The sequence below is a fragment of the Spongiibacter sp. genome (genome assembly GCF_041602295.1).
Taxonomy (GTDB): domain Bacteria; phylum Pseudomonadota; class Gammaproteobacteria; order Pseudomonadales; family Spongiibacteraceae; genus Spongiibacter.
The window spans coordinates 1-15,108 of the sequence record NZ_JBFIGO010000073.1; the positions used below are offsets into that span (position 1 = coordinate 1).

Genomic DNA, 15,108 nt, shown 5'->3' on the forward strand with positions numbered 1-15,108 from the left:
ACTCCCGAGCAGGCTGCGGCGAGTATTCTCGGCGCGGTACAGCGTCGCCGTCGCCGCTTGCTGATCGGTATGGATGCGAAGTTTTTGGATCTCTTTCAGCGGTTTTTCCCAGCCAGCTACGACCGCTTGCTGGCACCATTTTTACGTTTTGGATAGAGCGTGCTTTGGGCTGCTTTGCAGCCCCTTTTTTTTCTTGTGATCTTCTCTGTACCTTCTTTTATTCTCTTCTGGCTATTCCCCCGCAGTTTTTCCCGATTTAGCGACTTGCTGCTATGCTGGCGCGCACAGCAAACAGAGGGCGGTTCATGGGCAGTGCGAGTCAACTTGAGGCCTCGTGGCAACAGCAGCTTGGCGGTGAGCTTGAGCAGAATTACATGCGTGAGCTGGACGGCTTTTTGCGCCTGCGCCGGGAGCAGGGGGCGGTCATTTTCCCGCCGGTATGTCAGTGGTTTGCCGCGCTCGATAGTACGCCCTTCGACAAGGTCAAAGTGGTGGTGTTGGGGCAGGACCCCTACCATGGGCCGGGGCAGGCCCACGGCCTCAGTTTTTCGGTGCCGGCGGGGGTCGCTTTGCCGCCATCGCTGGTTAATATCTTTAAAGAATTACAGCAAGATCTGGGTGTGAATGTTCCCGAACACGGTAATTTGCAGCACTGGGCGGACCAGGGGGTGTTGTTGCTTAACACCGTGCTGACCGTCGAACAGGGCCAGGCCGGCGCTCATCAGGGGCGCGGCTGGGAGCGCTTTAGCGATGCGGTGATTCGCGCCCTCAATGAGCGGCGCGACGGGCTGGCGTTTCTACTGTGGGGTGGCCATGCTCAGAAGAAGGGCGCGGCTATCGATGCCCGACGCCATCTGGTGCTGAAAGCGCCACATCCTTCCCCGTTGTCGGCGTACCGCGGTTTTTTCGGCTGCCGACACTTCTCCCAGGTCAATCGCTACCTTGAGCAGCGCGGCGAGGCGGCCATAGATTGGCAGTTGCCGCCACGGTAGCAAGGAGGCTTATTCGTTGTTGAGCTCGGGCAGGGCGTAGGGTAAGTCGATAAGCCGCAGGGCTTGCGCGCTGTCGGCCGTGTGAATACTTCCGCTCAGTGCCGTGACGCTGAGCACTGCCAGTAGTACGCTGTGTGTGCCCTCGGCTTGGATGGCGACGATATTGCCAATGCTTTGCGTCTCGTCGTCGACAAAGAGCTCGCTACCTGGCGTGGCGTTAACCGGGCCATCCAGTTCGGCGGCATACAGGCGACGTTTGAGTTTACCTCGGTACTGCATGCGCGCCACGACCTCTTGCCCGGTGTAGCAGCCTTTCTTGAAATTAATGGCGCCAGTCAGCTGGTAATTCAGCTGTTGGGGGAGGAATTGGTCTTGAATCGCCGCGCAGACGTCGGCGGTGCCCGCGCGAATACAATCTTTTTCCCAGTTGTTGCCATTGATAATGGTGGCGGCGTTACTCAGCGCGGGCCACTGCGCTGCGGCTTGCGCGTCGCTAAGCCAGCATTCGAAGCGCTGGCCGTCGCTGTCCAATTGCAGGATTACGGTGTCGGGACTCGGGCTGTATGCGGCTAGGGGCCCGGCGGGCACACCACCAAACAGTTGCTGAAGGCGGGCCTTTGCCGCGCTGCCCTTTACCCCAATGACGTGGTGCTGGCGAGCTTGGCTGCTGATGTTGGCTTTGGAAAACACAATATATTTGTTCAGCAGCGCGCGGCTGCTTTCACAGATATCGCTGCGCATTCGCAGCAGGGCGCAATCGTCGCTGGGCAGCAGTCCTATAAAGCTGCTCAACACACGGCCTTTAATATTGCAGCAGGCGCCGCGGCTGGCCTGTTCGGCGTTAATTTGCTGCCAGTCGCAACTGGTTTGGCCCTGCAGAAACTTGCGGCTGTCGGCGCCGTCGAGCCGTAAAAAATCGTAATGCAGCAGAGGGCTAACAGCCAGCTCGCTGGCTGCGCAGGCCGCACCACTTTGCCAGAAGCCCTGGTTGTCGATGCTGTGGTCGGGAAACTGGGTGTTTAGCAACTGCTCAAATATACTCATAGATTCCGTGTTGCCGGCGCGCCGGCGCTGTAAAACAGTGGATGTGCTGTGTGGGACTGCAATGTCGGGCCCCGATCGCGGTATACTGACGGTTATTCTGGCGCCAGAGCGATCTGCATCCGGCGCGTCATTCAGTGCAGTGGAAAATAATGCTTTCGGAAAACGAGATCAAGCGAATTTACTGGGGCTGCCGCCGCGGCATGCTCGAACTGGACCTGGTGATGGTGCCCTTTTTTGAGCAGCGTTTCCGCGAACTTGATGAGCGCGACCAACAGCGCTTTGTCGACCTGTTGGAGTGTGAGGATACCGAGCTTTTCCAGTGGTTTCTCGGGACCTCCAGCCCCGACGACCCGGAGCTGGCGAGTATTGTAAATGATATCAACGCATTTTGCCGGGCCGCTAAAGCTTGATCTGCGGCCGTCACGGCTGCTGTGTTCGGGCTTTGCCCTGATATCCTTGTGCTGTCTATGGTTACTGCCGTCGTTGCAGCCGGCCTTGGCTAGTTATGGCGCAAGCGCACTGCAGTCGCGTTGGCTGGTGCTGGCAATGCAGGGCCTGCTGGTCGCCTATGCTGGCGGGGTGTTGTACCAATTAAGGCGGGGAGAGCGCATGGGCCGGGCCTCTCTGCGCCTGGCAGCGGGTGGTTGGCGGCTTGTCAGCGGCGGCGCGGAGCGTCCCGTTGTGGTCGAATTTAGCTGTGTCAGCCGCTTTCTTGTAGTGCTGTCTATTGAGGGGCAAGGTCGGCACTGGCGGCTGCCGGTGTTGGCGGATCAACTTGATGTTGAGCATTTTCGGGCGCTGCGCAGGGTGGCGCTGCACGGGCGCAGCGGCATTTAGGCTAGCCGCCACGGGGCTGGAAATTGCTGGGTATCAGAATGGTGTCGCGGGCAGTTTCCAGGCAGTCGGGGTAATCCAGGGTGTAGTGTAGGCCGCGGCTTTCCTTGCGTTGCATGGCGCTGTGAATAATCAGTTCGGCGACCATCGCCAAGTTGCGCAGCTCCAGTAGGTCGTTGCTAACTTTATAGTTCGAATAGTATTCGTTGATTTCCTGCTGTAGCAGTGCCGCGCGATTGAGTGCCCGCTGCAGGCGCTTATTGGTGCGTACGATGCCGACGTAATCCCACATGAAGCGTCGCAATTCGTCCCAGTTGTGGGAAATGATCACGTCCTCGTCGGAGTCGGTGACCATGGATTCGTCCCAGGGGGGGGCAATATGTGGCTCACCCAGTGTATCCAATTGGGTGTTGATATCGGCGGCGGCCGCGCCGCCATATACCAGGCACTCGAGCAGTGAGTTGCTGGCCAATCGATTGGCGCCGTGCAGGCCGGTAAAAGCGGTTTCGCCGATGGCGTAGAGTCCGTCAAGGTCACTGCGGCCGCGCTGGTCGACCATGACACCCCCACAGGTGTAGTGTGCCGCGGGTACTACGGGAATGGCTTCGCGACTGATGTCGATGCCCAGCTCCAGGCAGCGCGCCTTGATTGTCGGGAAGTGTTCGAGCAGGAAATCGGGGGATTTGTGGCTGATATCAAGGTAAACGCTGTCGCTGCCCAGGCGCTTCATTTCGTGGTCGATGGCGCGTGCCACAATATCTCGCGGGGCGAGTTCGCCGCGCTCGTCGTAGCGGGGCATAAAGCGCTCGCCGCGGGCATTGAGCAGCTTGCCACCTTCACCGCGAATCGCTTCAGTAATTAGGAAGGACTTCGCTTTGGGGTGGTAGAGGCAGGTGGGATGGAATTGGTTGAATTCCATGTTTGCCACCCGGCAGCCCGCCCGCCAGGCCATGGCGATACCGTCGCCGGTCGCGCCGTCGGGGTTGGTGGTATACAGGTAGGCCTTGTTGGCGCCGCCGGTGGCCAGTACCACGGCCTTGGCATGGAACAATTCGACGTGCCCGCTGTCTCTGTTGAGCACATAGGCACCTTGGCAGCGCGCATCGTGTACCACCAGGTCAATGGCGACATGGCGGCGAAATATCTCAATATTGTCGTGCTCTAGGGCGCGGGCGCTGAGTGTGGTGGACACCGCTCTGCCTGTGGCGTCGGCCGCGTGGATAATACGCCGCTGGCTGTGGCCACCTTCGCGGGTTAGGTGGAGTTCGTTGCTGTCGTTGTCGTAGCGGCTGAATTGCACGCCCTGGGCCAGTAGCCAGTCAATGCTGGCGCTGCTGTGGCTGACCGTAAAGCGCACGGCGTCTTCATGGCAAAGTTGGCCGCCGGCGGTGAGTGTGTCGGCGACGTGGGCGTCGATACTGTCGTTTTTATGCAGTACGGCGGCGATGCCGCCCTGCGCCCAGTATGTGGCGCCCTCGTTCAATTCGCTTTTGCAGAGCACAGCGATGCGTGCGCGGTCGGCAAGTTGCAGGGCCAGCGATAGGCCTGCGGCTCCACTGCCAATGACGAGTACGTCGTGGGCGTGATAATGACTCATTGCGGGCGTTTGCTCCTGGGGCGGTCCGGCGATACTATGCCGTCGGAGATTCAGAGGCGCAAAGTATACTGGTAGCTGCGCTGCAGACCAACACGCTAGCGCTTGAGCGCGACAGTTTAAGGAAAACAATGAGAGAACTTCTGCACAGCATCAGGGTCTACTGGACAGATGCCGCTGAGCCTCTATCAGCGAGGGCCTATGAGCCAGTCTAATCTGACGGATCAGCAGCTGGTTGAGCGGGTACAGCAGGGCGATAAACGCGCATTTGATCTACTAGTACTTAAATATCAGCATAAGATTTTTGGGTTGATATCTCGCTACGTTAAAGACAGTGACGAAGTGCAGGATGTTGCTCAGGAGGCTTTTGTGAAGGCGTATCGAGCACTGCCTAAGTTTCGCGGTGACAGCGCTTTTTATACCTGGCTCTACCGTATAGCAATTAATACCGCCAAAAATTATTTGGTGGCACGTAATCGCCGACCACCGGGCAGTGATGTCGATGTTGCCGATGCTGAATATTTTGAGGGGCCATCTGCCCTGAAGGACATTGAAACGCCAGAGAACCGTCTTTACGGCGATGAATTAAAACGCGTAGTGCAAGACGCTATTAAAACCTTGCCTGAAGATTTGCGCGCGGCGCTAACTCTTCGCGAGTTTGATGGTCTGAGCTATGAAGACATCGCGGCAGTGATGGATTGTCCGGTGGGTACTGTGCGGTCGCGGATATTCCGTGCCCGGGAGGCTGTAGATAGTCGGGTGAAAGCCCAGATGAGTGGCGAAGAGGTGTGAGTATGAAGGAAACAGTCAGAGAATCTCTATCTGCGCTAATGGACGGCGAAGCCAGTGATATGGAATTGCGCCGCTTGTTGCGTTCCGGCGATACCGAGCTGCGCAAAGAGTGGGCCGCGTTTCACCGCAATCAACAGCTGATGCACGATGGCGAGCTGGCGTTTGCTGAGTTAGATGTTTCCGAGAGGGTCATGGCGGCGATTGACCAGCAGCCGGCGCTCAGAAGTAGTGGGGGTTGGCGGCAGGCGCTGACGGGCGTGGCTGTGGCGGCTAGTGTGGCAGCGGTGGTGGTGTTTGCCGGCAGTGAGCGCATGCTCGGTGGTGATAAGGTCATGTTTGCCGCTGCTAAAGAGGGAGAGGCCGCGGTGAGCGGGGGGCGTGTGTATCCGGCGCAGATGTCACCGGCGACGGGAGGTGTTGCCGTTAATGCCACTGCGACGGCTATCCCGAGTATGAGCCCTGCGGTGCGCAGTGATGCCGACAAGCGTTTTGACACGCTGTTGCGCAAGCATACTGAGCGGGCGTCATTGAATAGCGGTCAGGGTTTTGTATCCTATGCGCGGGTGGTCTCTCAGGAGTCAAAATAAGGTGCATTGTCGTGTAATGCTGGTGGTGCTGGCATTGAGCTTTGCTCAAGGTAGTGTGGCGGCGCAGGCTACCGCGGCAGATTGGCTGGCGCGCATGGTGGACAGTCACCGGACGCTGAATTACCGCGGCGTGGTGACTTATAAGATCGACGATCAGTTGAACAGTTTTAAAGTGAGCCACAGTGTTCGCGGCGGCAGAGAGTACGAGGCGCTGGAGATGCTGGAGGGCGGCGAGTCGGAAGTGATTCGCGAGGGGCACGATGTGAATTGTGTGCATCCCGGCCCAGAATTGCTGCGCTTGTTGGTAGTGAACCCTTCTGATGCGCGCAGCTTGCAACAGTTGTACAGCCTATCTGTGGGGGATAATTTAACCGTGGCTGGTCGCGATGCTGTTGCAATGCGAATTGAGCCGCGAGATGTTTACCGTTTGGGGTATCGCTTGGCCCTGGATCGAGAAACGGGCTTGTTGTTGCGCTCGGAGATCATTAACAAAAACGATAAAGTGCTGGAGCGTTTTGAGTACGTCGTGTTGGACCTCAGTGCTGGTGACGGGGAGCAGGGCGACGCAAATGCGAAGCGGGTGGCCCACAGTCGCTCAGCAGATGACTCTAATTCGTCGCCGCGCGACTGGCAGTTGTCTTGGTTGCCGCCGGGTTTTACGCCGCTGCGCGGCGCTGATCAGCAGAGTATCAGTTATACCGACGGTCTGGCGGTGTTTTCCGTTTTCATTGAGCCCCTGGCGCCGGATCAGCCATTTTCCGCTGACAGTCACCTGCGCAGGGGCGCCTCGGTGAGTTATTCCACGGTGCTCAAACAGCATGGGAAGCTCGTGTCGGTAGTAGGGGAAGTGCCGATGCTGACAGCTCGTCAGGTAGCTAGGTCGGTGACCTGGGGGGCGCCATGATCTGTGAGCGTGGCCGTGTTGTCGCCGTCGAGGAGACTGCGCTGTGGGTAGAGACCATTTCGCAGAGTAGTTGCTCAAGCTGTGCCGCCAAGAAGGGCTGTGGGCAGGGCCTGATGAACAGTTTGCACGATGGTCGCCGGAATCAGTTGCGGGTGGCGCTGGATGGTCAGTCGGCGTCCCGTTTTCCGGTGGGTTGCGATGTGGATATTGCTATTCCCGAGACGGCGCTGCTCAGTGGTGTGTTTATTGTGTATTTGTTGCCGCTGCTGAGTATGATGGGCGTGATGATGGCCGTCGCACATTTTACCGCTAGCGATAAACTGGCTGCGCTGGGCGCCGCAGGCGGTCTGCTGCTGGGGCTGCTACTGGTTCGCCTGCACGCCGCCGTCAGCCGCGACAAGCGAGGCTTCCAGCCGCGGATATTGGGCCTGCATCGCGATAACGCAGCACAAGCCTTGCAATTTTCTGAGCCCAACTAGGCGGCGCCACACTCCCCGTCGACAATACACATAGCCTAGATATAGGGCTTTGCGATACAATCGCGCCCTAATTTTCCTCAACGGCCTTGTCCCGGGGTTTTGCCAAACGTGCCTAGTCTCGATCGAATTCGCAACTTTTCAATTATCGCCCACATCGACCATGGAAAATCGACCCTCGCGGATCGGTTTATTCAGCATTGCGGCGGCCTTGCCGAGCGTGAAATGGCTGAACAAGTCCTCGATTCTATGGATATCGAGCGTGAACGGGGCATTACTATTAAAGCCCAGAGCGTCACGCTCAATTACCAAGCCAAAGATGGCAATACCTACCAGCTCAACTTTATCGACACGCCCGGACACGTGGATTTTTCCTACGAGGTGTCGCGCTCGCTGGCGGCCTGTGAAGGTGCCCTGTTGGTGGTGGATGCCGCGCAGGGCGTCGAGGCCCAGTCCGTGGCCAACTGCTACACGGCGATTGAGCAGGGGCTTGAAGTACTGCCGATTCTCAACAAGATGGACTTGCCGCAGGCCGACCCCGATCGGGTAAAGCAGGAAATTGAGGAAATTATCGGCGTCGATGCCAGCGAGGCGGTGCCGGTCAGTGCGAAATCGGGTTTGGGGATCGAAGATGCCCTGGAGCATTTGGTTGCCAATATTCCGGCGCCTGAAGGTGACCCGGATGGCCCACTGCAGGCGTTGATCATCGACTCCTGGTTCGATAACTACCAGGGCGTAGTCTCGCTGGTGAGGGTTAAGAACGGTACCCTGCGCAAGGGTGACAAGGTCATTAGTAAGTCGCTGGGCAAAGCGTATAACGTGGATGTGGTGGGTATTTTTACCCCCAAACAGACCAATACCGGGGTGCTGCGCGCCGGTGAGGTCGGGTTTTTGATCGCCGGTATCAAGGATATTTTAGGCGCCCCAGTGGGCGATACCTTTACCCATGCCAGTACCCCTGACGTGGCGGCGCTGCCGGGCTTTAAGCAGGTGAAACCGCAGGTCTATGCGGGGCTGTTTACCGTGTCTACCGAGGACTACGAGGACTTTCGCGACGCATTGGGCAAGTTGACGCTGAATGATGCCTCGCTGTTCTACGAGCCCGAAACCTCTGATGCCTTGGGTTTTGGCTTTCGCTGCGGTTTCCTCGGCACGCTGCACATGGAGATCATTCAGGAGCGTCTGGAGCGTGAGTACGACTTAGATTTGATTACTACCGCGCCGACGGTAATTTATCAGGTGCTTAAGAAAAACGGTGAAGAGGTCATGGTCGACAACCCCTCGGCCATGCCGGATCCGGGTGAGGTGGATGAGACCCGCGAGCCGATCGCGAGAGTGAATATCCTGGTGCCGCAGGAGCACCTGGGCAATGTAATGACCTTGTGCTCAGAGAAGCGCGGCGTACAAATTGATATGCAATTTCTCGGTCAGCAGGTGTCGTTGACCTGGGATATCCCCATGAGTGAAGTCGTTCTGGACTTCTTTGACCGTCTGAAGTCGGTGAGTCGCGGCTTTGCCTCACTCGATTACAGCTTTGAGCGGTTTGAAGCGGCTAACCTAGTAAAACTCGATGTGTTGATTAACGGTGATCGCGTTGACGCACTCGCGATGATTGTGCACCGGGACTTTGCCCATTCACGGGGCCGCCTGTTGGTGGAAAAAATGAAGGAACTGATTCCCCGGCAAATGTTTGATGTTGCGATTCAAGCCGCGATAGGCGGCCATGTCATCGCCAGGCAGACAGTGAAAGCCCTGCGCAAAAATGTGACAGCGAAGTGCTATGGCGGGGATGTGTCGCGCAAGCGCAAGTTGCTCGAAAAGCAAAAAGCAGGGAAGAAGCGTATGAAGCAGGTGGGTAATGTGGAAATCCCCCAGTCTGCATTCCTCGCGGTGTTAAAAGTTGACGGATAAGGGGTTGTAGGCTGCATGGTCAATCTGATTTTGCTGTTTGTGGCGGCGGTGTCGCTGTGTGTGTGGTTGCTACAGGAAGTTAAGGGGCGTCGTCAAATACACACCGCCTTGCAGTGGTGCGCCGAGAAGAAAACCGCTAGTGACGCCGGTTCGCTGCGCCAGCAAGTGCTGCCCGCGTGGCTGGAGTGGAGCTATCGGCTGGTGGCGCTGTTGTGGCTGGTGTGGGTTGTCAGTGTGGTGATGGTGAAAGATGGTGATTTCGCCTTGGCGCTGGTGGTGTTGACCGCGCTGGCGGGGGTGATTGCCGGTCTTGACCGTTTCGTCTTTGAAAAGGCCCGCCAAGCGTTTGTGGAGGCCGGCAATGTGGCGGTGTACATCACCTATTTTGTGAAACAGGAGCAGGATAGTCTGAAGCGCGAGTTCGGTGGAATGTTGCCGATCGCGGAAAATGCCCGGTCGTTCTTTCCCGTTTTACTCGTGGTATTAGTGCTGCGTTCCTTCGTTGTGGAGCCATTCCAAATTCCATCAGCATCGATGGTGCCGAGTTTGGAAGTTGGCGACTATATATTGGTCAACAAATTTAACTATGGCCTGCGTTTGCCGGTGGCCGGCAATAAAATTCTCGAGGTGGGGGAGCCTAAGCGCGGTGATGTGATGGTATTTTTCCCACCGGGAGACAGCCGCTATTTTATTAAACGTGTTGTCGGTCTACCGGGTGACGAACTGCGTTATGTGAATAAAAAGCTCTATGTGAATGGCGAGCTGGTTCCCCATACATTGGTGGCGGAAGTGCCGCCGCTGCAACCGGTGACCCAGGTGATTCGCGAGGATTTTGGTAACGTGGATCATTTGATCCATCACGATAAACGCATTTATCGCGGCGATTTTGTCACTACCGTGCAGCCGGGCCACTATTTTATGATGGGCGATAACCGCGACAACAGCAGCGATAGTCGTGTGTGGGGGCAAGTGCCAGAGGAAAACATAGTCGGCCAGGCCTTCGCAATCTGGATGCACTGGCGCGGCCTGTCACAACTGCCCAGTTTTGACCGCGTAGGTCGCATACGTTGATAGCTAGGAGATAAGGATAATGAGACAAGCTCAACAAGGAATGGGGTTGCTTTCAGCCGTCATGCTGCTCGGTGTGGCGATGATACTGGGCACTATGGTGATTAAGCTGGCGCCACTCTATATCGATTATTGGTCGCTAAGCCGGGTTATTACCGATGTGGTTGAGGACAGCCAGGGCGGGGAGGTAACGCCGGCCCAGGTGCGCCAAAAATTGGCTCGGCGCTTCGTGACCAACCGTATTGAGTCTATTTCGCTGCGAGACATCAAGATCAAGAATAACGATAAGGGTGTGCTGATTGATGCCACCTATGAAAAACGCGTACCGTTGTTCTTTAACATTGACGGTGTGGTGAAATTTGAAGAAGCCTTGTTTCAGGTAGAACGCTAACACCAATGTCTTCACTGCAATCACTTTGTGACATTCTGGGCTACCGTTTTGCTGATGAGGCTTTGCTTGAGCGCGCACTAACGCACCGCAGCTGCGCTGCGCAGCACAATGAGCGCTTAGAGTTTCTCGGCGATTCACTGCTGAATATGATTGTCAGCGATATTTTGTTTCGCCGCTTCGATGATTTGGATGAGGGTGAGTTGAGCCGCATTCGGGCGTCGTTGGTCAGTGGTAAAACACTGGCAAAAATAGCCTTAGAGTTGCAGCTTGGCGAGTATTTGCGCCTTGGCAGTGGCGAGCGCAAGAGCGGTGGTCAGCGTCGAAGTTCGACACTCGCCGACAGTGTTGAGGCAATTCTTGGGGCCGTTTATTTGGACGCCGGTATGGCGCAGTGTCGGGCCTGTGTAGAGCGCTGGTTTGGCTCGCGCTTAGGTGATATTGACCCCCGCGCCAGTCACAAGGATGCCAAAACGCGTTTGCAAGAATTTTTACAGGGGCGTCAGCAGCCCCTGCCTGAATACCGGTTGTGCGCTGCAGAAGGCAAGTCGCATCAGCAGGAATTTACCATTGCATGCCGGGTTTCCCTGCTGCACTCTGAAATCGTCGCAACCGGCAGCAGCCGGCGCAAGGCCGAGCAGGCCGCCGCAGAGCAGGTTCTGATCCTGCTGGAGAAACAGTTATGAATCAACCTACTGATGCGGTTCAACGCTGCGGTTATATTGCTATTGTCGGGCGGCCTAATGTCGGCAAGTCGACCTTACTCAACCATATCCTTGGTCAAAAGCTTAGTATCACCTCGCGCAAACCCCAGACGACTAGACACCGCTTGCTCGGTATTAAAACTGAGGGGGCTATGCAGGCGATCTACGTAGATACTCCCGGCCTGCATTTGCGTGATGAGAAGGCGATTAATCGCTATATGAATCGCACGGCGAGCGCGGCGCTTAAAGACGTCGACGTGGTGTTGTTCCTGGTGGATCGCGACCGCTGGACTGATGAAGACGATCTGGTGCTGGAAAAGCTGCGCCATGTCGACTGCCCGGTGTTATTGGTGGTCAACAAAATAGACCGTTTAAATGATAAGGGCGACTTGTTACCGCTGATAGAGAGCCTGGGCAAGCGCCACAGTTTTACGGAAATTGTGCCGGTGTCGGCATTGCGAGGTCACAATCGCGATGATTTGGAAGCGGTTATTCAGCGCTATTTGCCTGAAGCGATTCACCTTTTCCCGGAAGATCAGATTACCGATCGCAGTGAGCGTTTTCTCGCTGCAGAGCTTGTCCGCGAAAAAATTATGCGGCAGTTGGGTGAAGAAGTCCCTTACGCGATGACGGTAGAAATCGAGGAATTTAAGGTTTCGCCACGGCTGGTCGAGATCAGTGCGTTGATTTTGGTTGAGCGCCAGGGACAGAAGAAAATATTGATCGGCGAGGGCGGCAGCCGCCTGCGTCAAATTGGTACAGAGGCCCGCAAGGATATGGAGCGCGCTTTTGATAGCAAGGTTATGCTGCGCTTGTGGGTGAAGGTTAAGTCGGGCTGGTCCGACGATGAGCGGGCCCTGCGCAGCCTGGGCTACAACGATTTCGACTAAGTGATGACGGTGCGCGTTGACGCCCAGCCCGCTTACGTTCTCCACTTGCGTGCCTATCGTGACACTAGCGCTATTGTCGATGTAATCAGTCGCGATTACGGCCGTGTCAGTATTCTTGCCAAAGGCCTTAAAGGCCGCGCGAAAGGGCGCCAGCAGTGGCGTGGGGCCTTGCAATTAGGCAACTTGCTGCATATTAGTTGGCAGGGGCGGGCGGAGTTGAAACTGTTGACAGATGTGCAATTAAACAGTGACTTCCCGCTGCGGGGCGACGCCCTGTACTGCACTTTTTATATTAATGAACTGCTTGAGCGCCTGTTGCAGCCACTCGATCCGCAAGCGGAAATCTTTGATCTATACGGCCGCTGTTTGTTGGGCTTGTCGTCGGGGGCGGCGCTGGAGCCGACACTGCGTCGCTTTGAGCTGGCCTTACTGGACGCGCTGGGTTATGGCATTGATTTTAGCGGTTTGAGCGGTGGCTCCGATAACCGCTATATCTATGACAGTGAGCAGGGGTTTTGTCCGGCGCCGGCAAGTTTAGGCGATACGGCTTCAAGCTACCCGGCGGATTTGTTAATGCGCTTGGCTCTGGGCGAATTAGATGTCGCCACACTGCCCTTGGCCAAGCGCCTCAGTCGCCAGGCCCTGGCGCCCCTGCTCGGTGAGCGGCCGTTACAGAGTCGCAAGTTATTCTTGCGCAGGGGCTAGCCGAACAATACTTCCAGTTCGTGTTGGTGTTGCCATTCCAGTAATTCGTCAATGTGCGCCAGCAGGGTTTGGAAGGTTTCGCTATTGGCGGCAGGCTGCTGTTTCAGCTCGACTTCCAGTGCGATGACCGCTTGTTTTAGTGCCGGGACCCCGGTGTAGCAGCAGTTGCCTTTAAGACCGTGGTTTAATTCAGCGAGTTCGCTCCAATTCTGCGTTTGATGTGCATGGCAGAGTTTCTCGCGTAGCTCGGGCAATTCGGCCAGTAGCATTTCCAGCATACTTTGCGCGAGTTTTGGTCGCTGTTTAGACAGTGTCAGGCACTGGTGAAGATCGACCGGGCGGGGGATGCTGTCTTCGCTTGGGGGTTGCAGTAGGGATTCGCTCCCCTCGGCAGTGGCTTGTTCGCTCGATGGTGTTAAAAAGCGCGTCAACATACTGGCTAACTGGGCCTCATTGACGGGTTTGCTGAGATATTCGTCGATGCCGGCGTCACGCAGTTGCGCGGGGTCTTCCGGTGCCAGATAGGCGGAGATTGCAATGATCGGAGTGTGCTGGTTTTTACCGCGCTGCCGGATTTGCCGACTCGCGGCGATGCCGTCTAACTGTGGCATTTGGATGTCGATAAGAATGAGGTCGAAGCGCTGGTCGAGGCAATAACTTACCGCTTCGACGCCATTTTGGGCGCTGGTCGGCATGATGCCAAAGTCTTCGAGGAAACTCTTCAGAATGAGTAGGTTTGATGGATTGTCGTCGACGATAAGCAGCTGGTGGTTGCGAAAGTTGTCAAGCGGCTTGTCGGCGTTAGCGCTGGTGCCTTTGCTGAGGGCATCAAACAGGCGCACATGGGAAACCGGCTTGTTTAGCCAAATTCGGCCATCGTCTGCGCGGCTGGCATCGGCGTGCGGGCTGAGGATGATACTCGGGTGTTCGCCCTGGCAGGCTGGCAGCAATTGTGTTGTTTCTTCGCTGTCGAGGCTGATAATGCTGTAGTCACAGTCTTGGTCGATGTCGCGGAGATTGCGGCTGTGAATGACGCGTACGCCCCAGCTTTCCAGCAGCTCGCAGAGTGACAGGCTGTAGAGCTGGCTGCGGTCGTAAAGTGCGACGCTGCGGCCTTTTAGAGCGTCGAAGTCGCGCAGTTGCATGGCGTTGTTATCGACGGCCAAGCGCAGACTGAACCAGAAAGTAGAGCCGCGGCCCAGTTCGCTGTCTACCCCGACTTCGCCGCCCATTTCTTTGGCCAGTCCCTGAACAATAACTAAACCGAGTCCGGTGCCGCCATATTGGCGGGTCACCGATGCATCGGCCTGACCGAAGTCCCGAAAGATTTGCCTGCGTTGCTCACTGCTTATACCGATACCGCTGTCGCTGACCCGAAAAGTGAGGTTGGCGTATTCGCCGTCGCAGTCGTTGCAGAGGATGTCTAAGCGGACGTAGCCCGATGGGGTGAATTTTATGGCGTTGCTGAGCAGGTTGGTGAGCATTTGTCGCAACCGCAGCGAGTCGCCGAAAATGCTGCTGGGCGTGCCGCTTTGGATAAACAGCGCGAGGTCGAGGTTTTTTTCTGCGGCGCCCGGCGCCAGCATGATCAGGGTATCTTCGGCGAGTTCGCGAAGCTGCACGGGGGTTTTGTCGAACACCAGTTTGCCGGCTTCGAGCTTGGAGAAATCGAGGATGTCGTTGATGATGGTTAACAGATTGACAGCGCTGTTGCGGATCGTTTCAACGGCATCGCGTTGGCGCCCGTGAATATCGGCCTTGAGTAGAATGTTACTGAAACCGAGAATGCTGTTGAGCGGCGTGCGGATTTCGTGGCTGGTGTTGGCGAGAAATTCGGATTTTACGCGGCTGGCCGTCACTGCCTCGCGGCGCGCCAGGTCTAACTCAATATTCTGAATTTCCAGTGTTTCCAGCGTTTCGCGCAGGTCGCTATTGGATTGCTCTAGATTCAGCTGTAGCTCTTTTAACTCCCGGACCTGTGTAGCATTGAGTTGATTTAGCGCTTCGGCAAGATCGCTAAACTCATCGTTGCCGGGCATGTGAATATGCATATCGCGCTGGCCGTTAATCAGGCGGCGAATTGCGGTTTGCAGGGTGTGTAGATCGCGGCTGATATTGTTGTTGATGTAACCGAAAAATATGATGCAGGCCAGGATGCTCATGCCCAGTGACAGCGCGCCGGCCAGCAGGCTCTGATACTTTAGTAGCTGGTATTGGTG

At 56.5% G+C, this 15,108-nt stretch carries 16 protein-coding genes; 13 read left to right on the forward strand and 3 right to left on the reverse strand.

What is annotated here, in order from left to right; genetic code table 11:
• The first annotated feature begins 305 nt into the window (after positions 1 to 305).
• Positions 306 to 992: a uracil-DNA glycosylase gene (gene ung / locus ABYM29_RS11560; protein ID WP_372864919.1), complete on the forward strand. Its 687-nt coding sequence runs from the start codon at positions 306 to 308 to the stop codon at positions 990 to 992.
• A gap of 9 nt (positions 993 to 1,001) precedes the next feature.
• On the opposite strand, the gene ABYM29_RS11565 is transcribed toward ung, so the two are convergent.
• Positions 1,002 to 2,036 carry a folate-binding protein YgfZ gene (locus tag ABYM29_RS11565; protein ID WP_372864920.1) on the reverse strand — a complete coding sequence of 345 codons (1,035 nt, stop codon included), beginning with the start codon at positions 2,034 to 2,036 and terminating at the stop codon, positions 1,002 to 1,004.
• A gap of 149 nt (positions 2,037 to 2,185) precedes the next feature.
• Between ABYM29_RS11565 and ABYM29_RS11570 the strand changes: the two genes are divergently transcribed.
• Both ABYM29_RS11570 and ABYM29_RS11575 read left to right on the forward strand, forming a co-directional pair.
• Positions 2,186 to 2,446: a succinate dehydrogenase assembly factor 2 gene (locus ABYM29_RS11570; protein ID WP_372864921.1), complete on the forward strand. Its 261-nt coding sequence runs from the start codon at positions 2,186 to 2,188 to the stop codon at positions 2,444 to 2,446.
• Entirely contained in the window at positions 2,409 to 2,873 is a 465-nt protein-coding gene (locus ABYM29_RS11575; protein ID WP_372864922.1) for a protein YgfX, read from the forward strand. The genes ABYM29_RS11570 and ABYM29_RS11575 overlap by 38 nt, the downstream gene beginning before the upstream one ends.
• 1 nt (position 2,874) lies before the next feature.
• Here ABYM29_RS11575 and nadB read toward each other — a convergent pair whose 3' ends face one another.
• Positions 2,875 to 4,467: an L-aspartate oxidase gene (nadB, locus tag ABYM29_RS11580; RefSeq protein ID WP_372864923.1), complete on the reverse strand. Its 1,593-nt coding sequence runs from the start codon at positions 4,465 to 4,467 to the stop codon at positions 2,875 to 2,877.
• Positions 4,468 to 4,665: 198 nt separating this feature from the next.
• On the opposite strand from nadB, the gene rpoE reads away from it, so the two are divergent.
• The 10 genes from rpoE (at position 4,666) to recO (ending at position 12,889) form a co-directional block, all read left to right on the forward strand.
• Complete coding sequence (rpoE, locus tag ABYM29_RS11585; RefSeq protein WP_372864924.1) at positions 4,666 to 5,256, forward strand: RNA polymerase sigma factor RpoE; 591 nt, start codon at positions 4,666 to 4,668, stop codon at positions 5,254 to 5,256.
• Between the two features lie 2 nt (positions 5,257 to 5,258).
• Entirely contained in the window at positions 5,259 to 5,843 is a 585-nt protein-coding gene (locus tag ABYM29_RS11590; protein ID WP_372864925.1) for a sigma-E factor negative regulatory protein, read from the forward strand.
• 1 nt (position 5,844) lies between these two features.
• Positions 5,845 to 6,747: a MucB/RseB C-terminal domain-containing protein gene (locus ABYM29_RS11595; protein ID WP_372864926.1), complete on the forward strand. Its 903-nt coding sequence runs from the start codon at positions 5,845 to 5,847 to the stop codon at positions 6,745 to 6,747.
• Complete coding sequence (locus ABYM29_RS11600) at positions 6,744 to 7,226, forward strand: SoxR reducing system RseC family protein (RefSeq protein ID WP_372864927.1); 483 nt, start codon at positions 6,744 to 6,746, stop codon at positions 7,224 to 7,226. The genes ABYM29_RS11595 and ABYM29_RS11600 overlap by 4 nt, the downstream gene beginning before the upstream one ends.
• Positions 7,227 to 7,334: 108 nt before the next feature.
• Entirely contained in the window at positions 7,335 to 9,134 is a 1,800-nt protein-coding gene (gene lepA, locus ABYM29_RS11605) for a translation elongation factor 4 (protein ID WP_372864928.1), read from the forward strand.
• Positions 9,135 to 9,149: 15 nt separating this feature from the next.
• Positions 9,150 to 10,205 carry a signal peptidase I gene (gene lepB / locus ABYM29_RS11610; RefSeq protein ID WP_372864929.1) on the forward strand — a complete coding sequence of 352 codons (1,056 nt, stop codon included), beginning with the start codon at positions 9,150 to 9,152 and terminating at the stop codon, positions 10,203 to 10,205.
• A gap of 46 nt (positions 10,206 to 10,251) precedes the next feature.
• The gene (locus ABYM29_RS11615; RefSeq protein WP_372864930.1) at positions 10,252 to 10,593 is read left to right on the forward strand and encodes a DUF4845 domain-containing protein; all 342 of its coding nucleotides are present in this window, start codon (positions 10,252 to 10,254) and stop codon (positions 10,591 to 10,593) included.
• A gap of 5 nt (positions 10,594 to 10,598) precedes the next feature.
• The gene (rnc, locus tag ABYM29_RS11620) at positions 10,599 to 11,276 is read left to right on the forward strand and encodes a ribonuclease III (RefSeq protein ID WP_372864931.1); all 678 of its coding nucleotides are present in this window, start codon (positions 10,599 to 10,601) and stop codon (positions 11,274 to 11,276) included.
• Positions 11,273 to 12,184, forward strand: coding sequence for a GTPase Era (gene era, locus ABYM29_RS11625; RefSeq protein WP_372864932.1), 912 nt, complete (start codon positions 11,273 to 11,275; stop codon positions 12,182 to 12,184). Before rnc ends, era begins: the two co-directional genes overlap by 4 nt.
• 3 nt (positions 12,185 to 12,187) lie before the next feature.
• Positions 12,188 to 12,889: a DNA repair protein RecO gene (gene recO, locus ABYM29_RS11630; RefSeq protein WP_372864934.1), complete on the forward strand. Its 702-nt coding sequence runs from the start codon at positions 12,188 to 12,190 to the stop codon at positions 12,887 to 12,889.
• Here recO and ABYM29_RS11635 read toward each other — a convergent pair.
• The coding region (locus tag ABYM29_RS11635) for an ATP-binding protein (RefSeq protein WP_372864933.1) at positions 12,886 to 15,108 on the reverse strand (2,223 nt) is incomplete at its 5' end. The two genes, recO and ABYM29_RS11635, sit on opposite strands and share 4 nt — an antisense overlap.